This is a genomic window from Pseudomonas sp. PDM20 (genome assembly GCF_014852575.3).
Taxonomy (GTDB): domain Bacteria; phylum Pseudomonadota; class Gammaproteobacteria; order Pseudomonadales; family Pseudomonadaceae; genus Pseudomonas.
In genome coordinates, this window is the sequence record NZ_CM181224.1 from 3578138 (window position 1) to 3592633 (window position 14496).

At 67.1% G+C, this 14496-nt stretch carries 14 protein-coding genes; 9 read left to right on the forward strand and 5 right to left on the reverse strand.

Features of this window, described 5'->3' with window-relative positions:
• Window positions 1–9 precede the first annotated feature (9 nt).
• Window positions 10–381, forward strand: coding sequence for a YfeK family protein (locus tag IB261_RS16380; RefSeq protein ID WP_192382589.1), 372 nt, complete (start codon window positions 10–12; stop codon window positions 379–381).
• A 203-nt stretch (window positions 382–584) separates the two neighbouring features.
• On the opposite strand, the gene IB261_RS16385 is transcribed toward IB261_RS16380, so the two are convergent.
• The 3 genes from IB261_RS16385 to hmpA are packed head-to-tail and all read right to left on the reverse strand — an operon-like array spanning window position 585 to window position 3251.
• On the reverse strand, window positions 585–1775 hold the full coding sequence (locus IB261_RS16385; RefSeq protein WP_192223619.1) for an NnrS family protein: 1191 nt from the start codon (window positions 1773–1775) through the stop codon (window positions 585–587).
• The gene (locus IB261_RS16390; RefSeq protein ID WP_192382590.1) at window positions 1762–2019 is read right to left on the reverse strand and encodes a transmembrane sensor/regulator PpyR; all 258 of its coding nucleotides are present in this window, start codon (window positions 2017–2019) and stop codon (window positions 1762–1764) included. The genes IB261_RS16385 and IB261_RS16390 overlap by 14 nt, the downstream gene beginning before the upstream one ends.
• A gap of 50 nt (window positions 2020–2069) precedes the next feature.
• Complete coding sequence (gene hmpA, locus IB261_RS16395) at window positions 2070–3251, reverse strand: NO-inducible flavohemoprotein (protein WP_192223620.1); 1182 nt, start codon at window positions 3249–3251, stop codon at window positions 2070–2072.
• A 171-nt stretch (window positions 3252–3422) separates the two neighbouring features.
• Between hmpA and norR the strand changes: the two genes are divergently transcribed.
• Together norR and queD are read left to right on the forward strand one after the other, a co-directional pair.
• Complete coding sequence (gene norR, locus IB261_RS16400) at window positions 3423–4982, forward strand: nitric oxide reductase transcriptional regulator NorR (RefSeq protein ID WP_192382591.1); 1560 nt, start codon at window positions 3423–3425, stop codon at window positions 4980–4982.
• A gap of 107 nt (window positions 4983–5089) precedes the next feature.
• The gene (gene queD / locus IB261_RS16405; RefSeq protein WP_017516521.1) at window positions 5090–5446 is read left to right on the forward strand and encodes a 6-carboxytetrahydropterin synthase QueD; all 357 of its coding nucleotides are present in this window, start codon (window positions 5090–5092) and stop codon (window positions 5444–5446) included.
• Window positions 5447–5510: 64 nt separating this feature from the next.
• Here queD and IB261_RS16410 read toward each other — a convergent pair whose 3' ends face one another.
• Window positions 5511–7871 (reverse strand): DNA polymerase II, encoded by a 2361-nt coding sequence (locus IB261_RS16410; protein WP_192382592.1) that lies wholly within the window; start codon window positions 7869–7871, stop codon window positions 5511–5513.
• A gap of 151 nt (window positions 7872–8022) precedes the next feature.
• On the opposite strand from IB261_RS16410, the gene mltA reads away from it, so the two are divergent.
• Window positions 8023–9174 carry a murein transglycosylase A gene (gene mltA, locus IB261_RS16415; protein WP_192382593.1) on the forward strand — a complete coding sequence of 384 codons (1152 nt, stop codon included), beginning with the start codon at window positions 8023–8025 and terminating at the stop codon, window positions 9172–9174.
• 162 nt (window positions 9175–9336) lie between these two features.
• Window positions 9337–9576, forward strand: coding sequence for a hypothetical protein (locus IB261_RS16420; RefSeq protein ID WP_192382594.1), 240 nt, complete (start codon window positions 9337–9339; stop codon window positions 9574–9576).
• Between the two features lie 5 nt (window positions 9577–9581).
• On the opposite strand, the gene IB261_RS16425 is transcribed toward IB261_RS16420, so the two are convergent.
• Window positions 9582–10538, reverse strand: a complete 957-nt coding sequence (locus tag IB261_RS16425; protein ID WP_151187284.1) for an AraC family transcriptional regulator — start codon at window positions 10536–10538, stop codon at window positions 9582–9584.
• Between the two features lie 190 nt (window positions 10539–10728).
• Here IB261_RS16425 and IB261_RS16430 point away from each other — a divergent pair, with 190 nt between their 5' ends.
• The 4 genes from IB261_RS16430 to IB261_RS16445 all read left to right on the forward strand — a co-directional run bounded on the left by IB261_RS16430 (window position 10729) and on the right by IB261_RS16445 (window position 14470).
• On the forward strand, window positions 10729–11640 hold the full coding sequence (locus IB261_RS16430) for a bile acid:sodium symporter family protein (RefSeq protein ID WP_081520511.1): 912 nt from the start codon (window positions 10729–10731) through the stop codon (window positions 11638–11640).
• Window positions 11637–12380 (forward strand): sulfite exporter TauE/SafE family protein, encoded by a 744-nt coding sequence (locus IB261_RS16435; RefSeq protein WP_081520512.1) that lies wholly within the window; start codon window positions 11637–11639, stop codon window positions 12378–12380. Before IB261_RS16430 ends, IB261_RS16435 begins: the two co-directional genes overlap by 4 nt.
• Complete coding sequence (locus IB261_RS16440) at window positions 12377–14170, forward strand: N-acyl-D-amino-acid deacylase family protein (protein WP_151187286.1); 1794 nt, start codon at window positions 12377–12379, stop codon at window positions 14168–14170. The genes IB261_RS16435 and IB261_RS16440 overlap by 4 nt, the downstream gene beginning before the upstream one ends.
• 159 nt (window positions 14171–14329) lie before the next feature.
• A complete protein-coding gene (locus tag IB261_RS16445; RefSeq protein ID WP_167523196.1) occupies window positions 14330–14470 on the forward strand; it encodes a hypothetical protein in 141 nt (46 codons plus the stop codon).
• Window positions 14471–14496 lie beyond the last annotated feature (26 nt).

Here is a 14496-nt window from a genome sequence, read left to right on the forward strand (position 1 = left end):
GGAATCGCCATGCCGCACTCTCGAAAGCTTCGCTCGCTTCTGGGCGCTCTCCTGCTCATCAGCATGGGCGCGCAGGCCGCAGTCGATGCCAAGGCGCAGCGGGAAATCACCCAGTTGCTGGACTTCGTCGAGCACAGCGGCTGCCAGTTCATCCGTAACGGCAGCGAGTACCCGGCTGCCGAAGCACGCGCGCACCTGCAGAAGAAGTTGGATTACCTGGAAAACAAGAACATGGTGAGCAGCGCAGAAGACTTCATCGAGCGCGCCGCGACCAAGAGCAGCATGAGCGGCCAGCGCTATCAGGTGGATTGCCCGGCGGGCAAGCAGGACTCCAGCGCCTGGCTGAATGACGAGCTCAAGCGGCTACGCCAGCCTCAGTGAAGCTTTCCCGCAAATGCGTAGCAGCGGACTGCGTCCACGGCGGCCCCCAGGCCGCTCAGGTCCGTAGGGCGGATAACCCGGAACGGGTTATCCGCCGATGGGCCAGCGGCGGATAACGCTGGCGCGTTATCCGCCCTACGACCTGTAGGAGCGGGCCATGCCCACGAACCACCGCCGAAGACGGCGTTACCGCAACACTCCGATCAGCCCGGCTGCCCATCCAGCCGCGGCTTCCAGAACATCGGACCGTAGTGCCAGGCGAACATCAGGAACGCCACCACCCAGCACGCTGCCGCGATGCTCAGGCCTTCCAGCGGCCACCACATCACCAGCAGCACCCGCGCGACGACACCCAGGTTGAGCAGCGCGAAGGCCCAGGACATCACCTTCGGCGGTTGCAGCGGGCGACCGGTGTGGCCAAGGCTCACCCGCGCGACCATCGCCAGGATCAGCCCGCCGACGCCACCCACGGTGAGCGCGTGGATTGCCAGGCTCACGTTGAAGCTCGGCGAGAAGTTCCACAGCGCCATGCCTGCCGGGGCCAGCATCATCCACAGATAGGCCAGGTGCAGCGACCAGAGCAGCGGCACGCCCCAGTAGTCCTTGTCGTACCAGCGCCACAGACGGACCAGGTGCCCCACCGCCAGCGCGGCGAACAGCAGGCCCACCAGCGGGTGCGGCGTCAGGCCGATGCCGACTGCGCTCAGCACCGCCACCAGCATGGTGCCGCCCAGCAGCGAATTGTCCAGCCAGTTCCAGGCCGGCACCTGGGCGGTGCGGCCCAGCCCGCGCTGGGTGAAGAAGGGAATCACGCGGCCGCCGATCAGGCCCATCAGCGCCGCCACCAGCCATAGCGCACCCAGCGCGCCACCGCGCTGCCAGGCATCGTTGCCGGTCCAGACGCCGGCCATCACCAGCGCGTCGGCGAGTGTCAGCAGGCTCAGCACCGCGATGATCGGATAGTTACGCTTCTGCCGGACCTGCCACAGGCTGCGGCCGATGAAGAAGGCCAGCGCCGGCATGAACGCCAGCTCGAGCACGGTGACCAGCCACAGCGGCGCACCCACGAGCCAGCCAACCCGCGCCGCGAGCCAGACCAGCGACAACACCATCAGCGGCTTGCCGCTGACACCGGGGCGGCCGGTCCAGGTCTGCACCGCGGTCAGCAGGAAGCCGGCGATGATCGCCGCCGCGAAGCCGAAGAGCATTTCATGACGGTGCCAGGCCAGCCAGCCGCCCAGCGGTTGCCAGGCCGGCAGCACACCGAGCAGTACCGCCGCCCAGGCCGCGATGGCGATCAGCGCGAACACCGCGCCACCGAGGAAGAACGGGCGGAAGCCCAGGCGCCACAGGGGCGGTATGGTCAACAGCGCTTTTCGATCAACCAGTAACACAGCAAGCCTCCCAGCCTTCCTTGCGCATCTGATGTTGGGCTACCAGCCGCAGCACATAGCCCAGCTTCAATAGTGTCGGGCCGAGGATGGTGAAGGCATGCGCTGCGACAATGCTTTGCAGGTTCAGATGGCTATCGACGAAATAGGCTCCCACGATTCCCAGCAGCAGTAATACGAGCCCGCCGGTCAGCAGCGACCAGGACATCGACAGATTGCGTTGCGGGCAGGCGAACAGACTTTCCATCACACACCTCCTCGGGTTGCGCCGGCCCGCCATCGGGCCGGCGCTCAGGTTCAGGCCTCCAGCGCGCTGGCCGGGCCGAAGAACTCGTAGTGGGACTGTTGCTCGGGCACGCCGATATCACGCAGGTGGCGCTTCACCTGGGCCATGAATGGCTTGGGACCGAGGAAGTAGGCGTCCAGGTCGCGGTCTTCCGGCAGCCAGTCCGCCAGCAGCTCGCGGCTGAGGAAGCCTTCGACGTGGGACGCGTCCTGCGCGCGCGGCTCGCTGTAGCAGAAGTAATGCTTGAGCTGCGGATGCTCGTCGGATTGCGCCTCGACCCATTCGCGGAACGCATGCACGCCACCGTGGCGGGCGCAGTGGATGAAGTGCACTTCACGCCCGGACTCCAGCGCCGGCTTGAGCATCGCCAGCGCCGGGGTGATGCCCACGCCGGCGGTGATCAGGGCCAGCGGCTTGTCGCCACCGCGCAGGACGAAATCGCCCGCCGGCGGGAACAGGTCCAGCTCGTCGCCCACGCTCAGGCGATCGTGCAGGTAGTTGGACGCCTTGCCTTCGGGTTCACGCTTCACGCTGATGCGGTACTCACGGCCGTTCGGCGCGTCGGACAGCGAGTAGGTGCGACGCACTTCCTCGCCATCGATCTCCAGGGACAGGCCGATGTACTGGCCGGGCTGGAAGTCCAGCAGCGGCTCGCCATCCAGCGCCTGGAAGTAGAAGGAGGTGATTTCCTCGCTCTCGGCTTCCTTGCGGGCAATACGGAAGCGCCGCGCGCCACGCCAGCCGCCATGTTGCTCGGCGTTCTGCTGGTACACCGACTCTTCGGCGCCGATCAGGATGTCGGCCAGCTGGCCGTAGGCGGCGGCCCAGGCGTCGATCACGGCCTGGGTGGCGATCTCCTCGCCCAGCACTTCGCGGATCGCCCGCAGCAGGCAGCTGCCAACGATCGGGTAATGTTCCGGCTGGATCTGCAGGGCAACGTGCTTGTTGACGATCTTCGCCACCAGCGGGCCGAGCTGCTCCAGCTCATCGATGTGGCGGGCGTACATCAGCACGCCGTTAGCCAGCGCACGGGGCTGGTCGCCGGAAGCCTGGTGCGCCTGGTTGAACAGCGGACGAACTTCCGGGTACTCGCTGAGCATCATCTTGTAGAAGTGCTGGGTCAGGGTCTCTCCGCCGGTCTCCAGCAGCGGGACAGTGGCCTTGACCAGGGTACGGTGTTCGTTGGACAGCATGTGGATCTCCTCGGGTTGGCCAGGCAATGAGTGGGTGCGCCTGAGCTTTCTGACTGAGGTATTTCAGGAAGCGTGCCAATCCCGCAGGCCTCTGTTTCCGGGACTTTCGCCTGAAAATGAGTCATAATGACCACGCAAACACCAGGTCAAAACGACTCCAAAGAGGTCAATATGACTCGCAACCCTCTTCTGGCCACCCTGCTTCCACTGGTTGCCGACCTGTCCCGCGAGCTGCCGGAAAGCGAACGCTATCGCCGCCTGCTGGAAGCCCTGCGCGGTCTGCTGCCGTGCGATGCCACCGCCCTGCTGCGCCTGGAAGGCGACCAACTGGTGCCGCTGGCCGTCGATGGCCTGAGCCAGGACACCCTCGGTCGCCGCTTCAAGATCAGCGAGCATCCGCGCCTGCGCGCCCTCATCGAGCACCCCGGCCCGACCCATTTCGCCGCCGACTGCGGCCTGCCGGACCCCTATGACGGGCTGGTGGAGGGCTTGCACGGCCACCTGGAAGTCCACGACTGCCTCGGCTGCCCGCTGCTGGTGGACGAGCAGCCCTGGGGCCTGCTGACCCTGGATGCACTGGACCCCGAGCGCTTCTCCACCGGCGACCTGGACAACCTGGAAGCCTTCGCCAGCCTCGCCTCCGCCACGGTGAAGGCCAACCAGCGCATGACCGACCTGGTCCAGCGCGCCGAGCACGAGCAGCAGCGCGCCGACGCCTACCAGCGCGCCTCCGGCGACCAGCCCAGGGAGCTGATCGGCCAGAGCAAGTCGCACCAGGCGCTGATGAATGAAATCCAGGTGGTGGCCGGCAGCGACCTGAGCGTGCTGATCACCGGCGAAACCGGCGTCGGCAAGGAACTGGTCGCGCAGTCGATCCACGCCAATTCGCTGCGCCGCACCGAGCCGCTGATCAGCCTGAACTGCGCGGCGCTGCCGGAAACCCTGGTGGAAAGCGAACTCTTCGGCCACGTCCGGGGCGCCTTCTCCGGCGCCGTGGGCGAGCGTCGCGGCAAGTTCGAACTGGCCGACGGCGGCACCCTGTTCCTCGACGAAGTGGGCGAGCTGCCGCTGGCGATCCAGGCCAAGCTGCTGCGCGTGCTGCAGAGCGGCCAGTTGCAGCGCCTGGGCTCGGACCGCGAACACCATGTGGACGTGCGCCTGATCGCCGCCACCAACCGTGACCTCGCCGAGGAGGTCCGCGCTGGCCGTTTCCGCGCCGACCTCTACCACCGCCTGAGCGTCTATCCGCTGCGCGTTCCGCCCCTGCGCGAGCGCGGCAACGACGTGTTGCTGCTGGCCGGCTACTTCCTCGAACAGAACCGCCCGCGCCTGGGCCTGCGCAGCCTGCGCCTGACCCGCGAAGCCCAGGCCGCGCTGGTCGATTACGCCTGGCCGGGCAACGTGCGCGAGCTGGAACACCTGATCGGCCGCGCCTCGCTCAAGGCCCTGGCGAACCACTCGCAGCGCTCGCGCATCCTCAGCCTGGGTGTCGACGACCTCACTCTGAACGCCCTGCACAAAGGTGCATCTGAGGCTAGTGCGAGCAAAGGCGACAATGCCATCGGCGAGGAGCTGGCAGGCGAGCTTCGCCCGGCAGTGGACGCCCTCCAGCGCCGGATGATCAGCCAGAGCCTGGAACGCCACGAAGGCAACTGGGCAGCCGTGGCGCGCGAGATGGGGCTGGACCGCGCCAACCTCAATCGCCTGGCGAAACGCCTGGCGATCAAGTGAGCCGCTGGCCGGATCGGCCGGCCCGGAGGGTGCGATGGTGATAGACTGTGCGCCCATTTTCCGGCCGGCCCGTTCCAGGGCCGGCGATCGTCACAGAGCACGCTACTTTGGAACTGTTCAAGGAATTCACCTTCGAGTCCGCCCACCGCCTGCCCCATGTTCCCGCCGGGCACCAGTGCGGACGTCTGCATGGCCACTCCTTCCGGGCCGCCATCTACATCGAGGGCGAGGTCGATCCGCATACCGGCTGGATTCGTGATTTCGCCGAGATCAAGCAGATCTTCAAGCCGATCTACGACCAACTCGACCACAACTACCTGAACGACATCCCCGGCCTGGAAAACCCCACCAGCGAAAACCTCTGCCGCTGGATCTGGCAACAGCTCAAGCCGCTGCTGCCGGAGCTGTCCAAGGTGCGCGTGCACGAGACCTGCACCAGCGGTTGCGAATACCGCGGCGACTGATGCGCCCCACGCCATGAAAAAGGGCCGGCCATTGCCGGCCTTTTTCATTTCGGCGCGCCAGGCCTCAGAACAACCCCATCTGGCGGTCGACCAGCGCGCTGAAGTCATCGTCCACGAAGGGCAGGATGGCGTCGGCGATGGGCTGCAGTTGCCGGCTGACGTAGTGGTCGTAATCGATCGGCGAGCTGAGCGTTTCCAGCGGCTCCGGGCCGTTGACCGTGATCACGTAGCTGATCCAGCCACCGCGCTGGTATTGGCGCGGGCGGCCCTGGCGCTCGTTGTAGTCGTCGGCGATACGCGCGGCGCGCACGTGGGGCGGCACGTTGCGTTCGTAGTCGCCGAGCTGGCGACGCAGGCGCTTGCGGAAGATCAGCAGGTCATCCTGCTCGCCCGCCAGCGTGCGGTTCACGTAGTCGCGGACGTAGTCCCGGTATGGCTGGCGCTGGAAGATGCGCAGGTACAGCTCCTGCTGAAACTGCTGGGCCAGTGGCGACCAGTCGGTGCGCACCGTTTCCAGGCCCTTGAAGACCATCTCGTCGCTGCCGTCATCACGTCGCACCAGGCCCGCGTAGCGCTTCTTGCTGCCCTCTTCGGCGCCACGGATGGTCGGCATCAGGAAGCGCCGGAAGTGCCGTTCGAACTGGATTTCCAGCGCGCTCTCCAGCCCGTACTCCTCGCGCAGGTGGTCACCCCACCACTGGTTGACGTGACGCACCAGCGCGTGGCCGATCTCGGCGGCGGCTTCCTCGTCGTGGGCGCGACCCAGCCAGACGAAGGTGGAGTCGGTGTCGCCATAGATCACCCGGTGCCCCTGCCCTTCGATCAGCTCGCGGGTGCGCCGCATGATCTCGTGGCCGCGCATGGTGATGGACGAGGCCAGGCGCGAGTCGAAGAAACGGCAACCGCTGGAGCCAAGCACGCCGTAGAAGGCGTTCATGATGATTTTCAATGCCTGGGACAGCGGCGCATTGCCGTCGCGCTTGGCGGCGTCGCGACCCTGCCAGACGCGCTCGACAATGGCCGGCAGGCAGTGCTGCGTGCGCGAGAAACGCCCGCCACGGAAGCCGGGAATCGACGCCTCGTCCGAAGGGTCGCTCAGGCCCTCCACCAACCCCACCGGGTCGATCAGGAAGGTACGGATGATCGACGGGTACAGGCTCTTGTAGTCCAGCACCAGCACCGACTCGTAGAGCCCCGGGCGCGAATCCATGACGAAGCCGCCGGGGCTGGCTTCCGGTGCCTTGCCACCGAGGTTCGGCGCCACGTAGCCCAGCCGGTGCATCGGCGGCAGGTACAGGTGGGTGAAGGCCGCCACCGAGCCGCCGCTGCGGTCCGCTGGCAGCCCGGTGACGCTGGCGCGTTCGAGCAGGAAGTCGAGGATGCGGGTCTTGTCGAAGATGCGCGTGACCAGCTCGCAGTCCTTGAGGTTGTATTTCGCTAGAGCCGGCTTGTCCTCGGCGAAGCGGCGGTCGATCTCGGCCATGCGGTCGTAGGGGTTGTCGATGGACTTGCCCTCGCCCAACAGCTGCTGCGAGACGCTCTCCAGGCTGAACGACGGGAAGCTCCAGAACGCCGAACGCAGCGCCTCGATGCCGTCGATGATCAGCCGCCCCGCCGCCGCGGCGAAGTAGTGGTTGCTCGAGGCGTGCTGCCGCCAGCCCATCTCGTCGCCACCGCGCCCCAGGCGCAGGGGAATCTCCAGGCGCTTGGCGTGCTCCTGCAGCACGCGCAGATCGAACTGCACCAGGTTCCAGCCGATGATCGCATCGGGGTCGTGCTCCGCCAGCCACTGGTTCAGGCGCTCCAGCAGCTGCGCGCGGCTGTCGCAGTACTCCAGCTCGAAATCGCGCTCGCCATCGACACCGTTGGCCGGGCCGAGCATGTACACCTGGCGCTGGCCGCAGCCTTCCACGGCGATGGAATAGAGGTCGCCACGGATGTTGGTTTCGATGTCCAGCGAGGCCAGCTTCAGCTTTGGCCGGTACTCCGGCGCCGGCCGCAGTTGGGCGGTGACGGCGCTGCCGCCCTCGCCCGGCTCGCCGCTGAAGGTGACCGGGGCGGTGATGAAGCGCTCCATCAGGTAGCGCTCGGGTGGGCGGATGTCCGCTTCGAACACCTCGACGCCAGCCTCGCGCAGACGCTTTTCCAGGTTCATCAGCTGGCGATGCTGCTGGCAGTAAAGGCCCAGCACCGGGCGTTGCTGGAAGTCGCGCAGACCCAGCGGGCGCAGTTCGGCGCCGCGCTCGCCGGCCAGCAACTTCTCGGCTCGGGCGCGCTGTTCGGCCGGCACGAAGGCTACCGACGTCTGCGGCGGCAGCAGCACGTGCCGGGGCCCGTCATCGGTGGCCAGCCAGAAACCCACCTCGGTGCCCTCGGGCGTATCCCGCCAATGTCGCGTCAGGACGAAACCCTGCCTTGCCTCCACGCTCTAACCACCCGTCAGTCGATTCATGCCGACATTCTACCGGTCCGCCTGAGGATTCGTTGCAAGGCATGTAAATCCGACCGATGCGTTTGACGCACGCCCCGCGTCTGCCCAAGCTAGCGGGCTTTCGTTTGCCTGCCAGGACTCGCCCGTGACCGATTCGTCCCGCCACTGGACCCGCCCTCTCCTCGCCACCCTGTGTTTTGCCACCCTGCTTTCCGGCTGCGGCCTGTTCGGCGAAAAGCCCGAAGAAGCCCAGGCGCCCACCTATTCCAAGGCCGACTGGTCGGACCTGCCGCAGACCGCCGACACCGACGTGCTGCAAGGTTTCAGCGCCTGGCGCTCGGCCTGCGCGGTGCGCCTGAAGAAGGATGACATCTGGGCCGCGACCTGCGCCGACGCCGCCAGCGTGCCGGCCTCCGCCCCGGCGATCCGCCAGTTCATGCAGGCGCACCTGCAGCCCTACCAGCTTCGTTCCGGCGAAGGCAGCAAGAATGGCCTGATCACCGGCTACTACGAGCCCGTCTACCGCGGCAGCCAGCAGCGCGACGCCAAGCACACCGTACCGGTCTACGGCGTACCGAAGGACCTGATCACCGTGGCGCTGGACAGCGTCTACCCGGAACTCAAGGGCAAGCGCCTGCGCGGCAAACTCGAAGGCAACACCCTGGTGCCCTACGCCGACGCCGCCGGCATCCGCCGCGATGGCGTCAATGCTCCCGTGCTCGCCTGGCTGCCCGACCCGATGGACCTGCAGTTCCTGCAGATCCAGGGCTCCGGCCGCGTGGAGCTCGCCTCCGGACGCCAGCTGCGCCTGGGCTATGCGGACCAGAACGGTCGACCGTACAAGCCGGTGGGCCGCTGGCTGGTGGAACAGGGGGAGCTGAGCAAGGAAGAGGTCAGCATGGCGCGCATCCGCGACTGGGCTCGCGCGCACCCGCAGCGCGTCGACGAGCTGCTGGCCAGCAACCCCAGCTACGTGTTCTTCAGCCAGCGCCCGGACAGTAACGAGGGCCCGCGCGGCTCGCTGAACGTGCCGCTGACGCCCGGCTACAGCGTGGCCATCGACCGCAAGGTCATCCCGCTGGGCAGCCTGATGTGGCTTTCCACCACTCGCCCGGACGGCGCGCCAGTCGTGCGCCCGGTAGCTGCCCAGGACACCGGCGGCGCCATCGTCGGCGAAGTGCGCGCGGACCTGTTCTGGGGCACTGGCGACGCTGCCGGCGAGCTGGCCGGGCACATGAAGCAGGACGGCCAGCTGTGGCTGCTGTGGCCCAAGGACAAGGCGCTGCCGGGAGCCTGAATCGAATTGCACATGAAGGTATCGGACAATTCATTCAGAGGTAATTCCTACTCGTCCTACAGAGCTCTCTGAATCACCGGCAGCACCGCACACCGGACAATGGCCGGCGAATCCAGGCACTCCCTGGTTTCGCCGACTCTCTATCCGAACGCAGTGACCGCCATGAAGAAAAGCCAGCCTCCCCTCCGCTCGCAGCGCCAGCACCGTGGCTGGCGTCTGGACTACGACGTGCTCTGCTGGATCGGCGCCATCGCCCTGATCCTGCTGTTCTTCGGCGTCGATCAGTTCTTCGTGTCGAAGCTGCCGAGCACCGGTGTCATCGAGCACCAGCGCAGCGTTCCCCGGCGCCTGGACCTGCCCGCTGCCCAGGCGCTGGCAACGGTGAACCATAACCGCCAGTAAGCGCTTCAGTTGCCCTGGCGGAACTGCCCCGGCGTCATCCCGCTCCAGCGTCGGAAGGCCTTGGCGAAGGCGCTCTCGTCGGAGAAACCCAGGCGCTCGGCCACCTCGCCCAGCCGCGACGAATCGCGCAGCAGCTGCTCGGCCATGGTGTACAACACCTGCTCGCGCAGCAGCTTGAAGCTGGTGCCCTCGTCGGCCAGCTTGCGATTGAGATGACGGCCACTGAGTTCCAGCTGATCGGCCACCTTCTCCTTGCCCCAGCGCGGGTTCTGCCGCAGCAGTTGCTGCACGCGCGCGGCGAGGCTCTGCGCGCCCAGGCGCTCCAGCTGCGCATCGGCCAGCGCACGCAGGTGCTCGCGCATCAGCGCATTGGCCTGGATCAGCGGCACGTCGAGATCGGCCAGGGCGAAGCTCAGCGCGTTCTCGGTGCAGGAAAAATCCACCGGGCACTCCAGCAACCCGACGTAACGTGAAGGCTCGCCCCGTGCGGCATGGCTCAAAGCCAGGCGCTGCGGCCTGACGCGGTCGCCAGTGATCCAGCGCGTCAGGTGCACCAGGCTGGCCAATGCGGCCTCCACCCGCTCCTCGCGGCGTACGCTGTAGCTGGGGCGATAGACCAGCCGCACCTGCGTAGCGTCCTGCTCACTCTGGAACTCGCTGCCCTCGGCAATGATCGGGTAGTACTCGAGCAAGGCGTCCAGCGCCTCGCCGTAATGCTCGCAGCTCATCAGCAGTGCGCCGACCATGTCCAGGTGCCCGACCTGCAGGGCGCTGCCCAGGTGCAGGCCCAGCAGCGGGTCGCCGGAGGCGGCGCAGAGGGCTTCCCAGAAGGCGTCCTGGCGCTGCAGGGGGATGCGCGGTTCGAGGCTGGCGGCCTGCAGATCGGCAGGCACCGGCAGCCCCAGGCGCTGGGCGGCCTGCAGGATGCCCTGGGCGTAATGGACGGTAATGGTGTGCGGCATGGTCCCGAATTAACCGGCGAAGGTCCCGATTGAGCCGTTACCGGGCGGTAACGCTCCCCTATGCTTGCCAATTACAACGATAAATACAAACAAGAGTCGCCTTGCATGCTGATTGAAACCGGAGCCGCGCCCTTGCCGCCGGCTACTGCCCGTTCGCCATTCCCCGCCCTCCTGCTGCGGGAGAACGGCGATGCCTGAAGTCCATCTCGAATTCTCCGGCGGTTCGATGATCGCGCTGAACGCCATCATCGCCCTGATGATGTTCGGTGTATCGCTGGAACTGCGCCGCGACGACTTCGCCCGCATCCTGCGCCAGCCCAAGGCGCCGGTGATCGGCATGCTCGTGCAGTTCCTGCTGCTGCCCGCCGCCACCTGCCTGCTGACCATCGCCCTGCCGATCGACCCGGAACTGGCGCTGGGGATGATCCTGGTCGCCACCTGCCCCAGCGGCACCTTCTCCAACATCATGACCTGGATGGCCCGCGGCAACGTCGCGGTGTCGGCCAGCGTCACTGCCGTATCGGGGCTGAGCGCGGGCATCTTCACGCCGCTGAACTTCGCCCTCTACGCGGGGCTGAACCCAGCGACCCGCGACCGCCTCACGCAGATCCACATCGACCCGCTGGAACTGGTGGGCGTCGTGGTGCTGGTGCTGATCCTGCCGATGCTGCTGGGCATGGCCCTGGGCCGGCACAAACCGCAGCTCGCACAGCGCCTGGAGAAGCCGCTGCGGCAGTTGTCGCTCCTGGTGATGCTCGGCTTCGTCGGCATGGCCTTCGCCAAGAACTTCCAGCAGTTCATGGGCTACTTCCACCTGTTCTTCTGGCTGGTGCTGCTACTCAACGGCACTGCATTGCTGCTGGGCTACACCTGCGCGCGGCTGTGGAAGCTGCCGGACGCCGACGTGCGTGCGGTGACCCTGGAAAGCGGCATCCACAACTCCGCGCTGGGCATGGCGCTGATCCTCACCTTCTTCCCGCAGGCCGGCGGCATGCTGCTGATCGCGGCGTTCTGGGGCTGCTGGCAGCTGTTCTCCGGGCTGGTACTGGCGCAACTCTGGGCGCGCCGCGAACCCCGCGCCGCCGCGGTGACGGCGTCATGAATGCGCCCGCCCTCGCCCTCGGCGGTTTCATCCTGCTGGCCTACACCCTGGAAGCCATCACCGGCTTCGGCAGCGTGGTGATCGCCCTGTCCCTCGGCGCGCTGCTGATGCCCATCGAGACACTGCTGCCGATCCTGGTGCCGCTGAACATCGGCATGACCGGCTACCTGTGCTGGCGCCACCGCCGCCTGATCGACACGCGCCTGCTGCTGCGCACCGTGCTGCCGGGGATGCTCATCGGCATGCTGATCGGCTACCTGCTGTTGCCGCACCTGGACCCGCAACCGCTCAAGCGCGGCCTTGGCGTGCTGATCCTCTGGTTCGCCGGCCGTGAGTTGTGGCGCCTGCGCGCCAGTGCCCCGGAGCGCGGCAGAACGCCCAACTGGGTGGTGCGCCTGGCCACCGGCGCCGCCGGGGTCTGCCACGGCCTGTTCGCTTCCGGCGGGCCACTGCTGGTCTACGCGCTCTCAACCCGCCCGCTGGACAAGACCCGCCTGCGCGCCACCCTGGTCTGCGTCTGGTTCACCCTCAACGGCCTGCTGACCCTTGCCTTCCTCCTCGACGGTCGTCTACGCCCGGCGCTGCCCCAGGTACTCGCCTACGCGCCCCTGCTGCTGCTCGGCGTATGGCTGGGCGAACGCCTGCACCACCGCTTCGAGGAACACCACTTCCGCCTCGCCATCCACTGCCTGCTGCTGGTCAGCGGCGTCCTGCTGCTGTCGCCCTGGAGCCTCCTGTGAGCTACGACATCATCATCAAGAACGGCCTGTACTTCGACGGCAGCGATGCCCCCGGCAGCCTGCGCCACGTCGGCATCAAGGATGGCCGCATCGACACCCTGAGCGTCAGTCCGCTGGACGAAAGCGGCTGCACGCAGATCATCGACGCCGCCGGCAAGTGGGTCACTCCCGGCTTCCTGGAAATCCACTCGCACTACGATGCCGAAGCCATCGCGGCGCCGGCACTGAAGGAGTCGGTGCGCCATGGCGTGACCACCGTGTCGGTGGGCTCCTGCTCCATCAGCATGGTGCTGGGCGAGGCCGAGGACTGTTCGGACCTGTTCACCCGTGTCGAAGCCGTGCCACGCGAGCAGGTGCTGCCGATCCTGCGTGACAAGCGCACCTGGAAGGACGCCAAAGGCTACCGCGCCTTCTACGACCAGCAGCCGCTGGGGCCCAACCTCTGCTCCTTCCTCGGCCACTCGGAGCTGCGCGTCACGGTAATGGGCCTGGAGCGCGCCATCAGCGGTGCCAAGCCTACCGAAGCGGAGCTTTCGCGCATGGAGGAACTGCTGGAACAGGCGCTGGATGCCGGCTGCTTCGGTCTCTCGGTGATGACCACGCGGCTCGACAAAATGGACGGCGACCGTGCCTGGTCCAGCCCGCTGCCCTCCACCTTTGCCAGCTGGAAGGAATTCTCCCGCCTGTTCGCGGTGTTGCGCCGGCGCAACGCGCTGATGCAGGGCGCACCCAACGCGGTCACCAAGATCAACGTGTTCGCCTTCCTCTACCAGGCTCACGGCTGGTTCCGCCGCCCGCTCAAGTGCTCGATGCTCACTGCGCTGGACTTGAAATCCCAGCCCTTCATGCACCGCATCACCCGCGCCTCCGGTTGGGTCGCCAACCGCCTGCTGCGCGGCCGCTACCGCTGGCAGACCCTGCCCGCGCCCTTCGTGGTACGCATCGAGGGGCTGAACATGAACGGCTTCGAGGAGTTCGGCGCCGGCGAGGTGCTGCGCGACATCAAGGACCCGGAAGAGCTCTACACGCGCATCCAGGACCCGGCCTTCCGCGAACGCTTCAAGAAAGACATCAAGGCCACCCTCAGCCTCGGCCTGTGGCACCGCAACCTGTCCGACTGCTGGGTGCGCGAATGCCCGGATGCCTCAATGGTCGGGCGCAACTTCGAGGACATCGGCCGCGAGCGCGGTCTGGACCCGGTGGACGCCTTCTTCGAGCTGGCCGGCCAGTACCGCAACGAGCTCAAGTGGACCACCTGCTACGGCAACCACCGCCCGGACATCATGGGCAAGCTGCTGGCCAGCCCCTGGACCCAGCCGGGCTTCGCCGACTCCGGCGCGCACCTGGCTTCCCACGCGCAGTACAACTTCCCGCTGCGCATGCTCAAGTACGTGCGCGATGCCGAACTGGCCGGACAGAGCTTCATGGACACCGGCCGCGCCATCCACCGCCTGACCGGCGAGCTGGCGGACTTCGCCGGGATCGACGCCGGCTACATCCGCGTCGGCGACCGCGCCGATCTGGTGGTGGTCAACCCGGCCGGCCTGACCGATGAGCTGGATGACGTCTGCGAAGCGCCCATGGAGATCATCGGCCTGACGCGGCTGGTGAAGCGCAACGACGATGCGGTGGACGCCACGCTGATCAACGGGCGCGTGGCCTATCGGCGCGAGAGCGGCTTCCCGGAGGCACTGGGCAAGGAGCGTGGGTTCGGGCGCTTCCTGCCGGGGCGCGATGTGCTGAGCCGCCCGCAGGAAGTGCCGGCCGGGGAACCGGCCTTCGGCCGGTAGTTGCGGCGCACTCGATGGGCGCTGACGATGCCGGCGATCCGCAAGCAGGGCTTACGGCGCCGACGCTTGCCGCGATACCGTGCGGCTGGCCGAGATTGACGCCCTGCCGCGCACTCACTAGAGTGCGCGGTTTCCTACATCCCCCGTAATACCTGCACCATGACCCCGTTCTACCGCTTCGCCGACCCGAGCCTCGCCCTGCTGCGAGAGCCTCCGCGCGTACGCAAGATTGATACGGTGCTGCGCCGTCGCCGCAGCGTGCTGTTCGCCTTCACCTTCTCTCCGCCCGCCGGCTGCTGAGCCGGAAGCCGCGCGTTCGCGCCGGC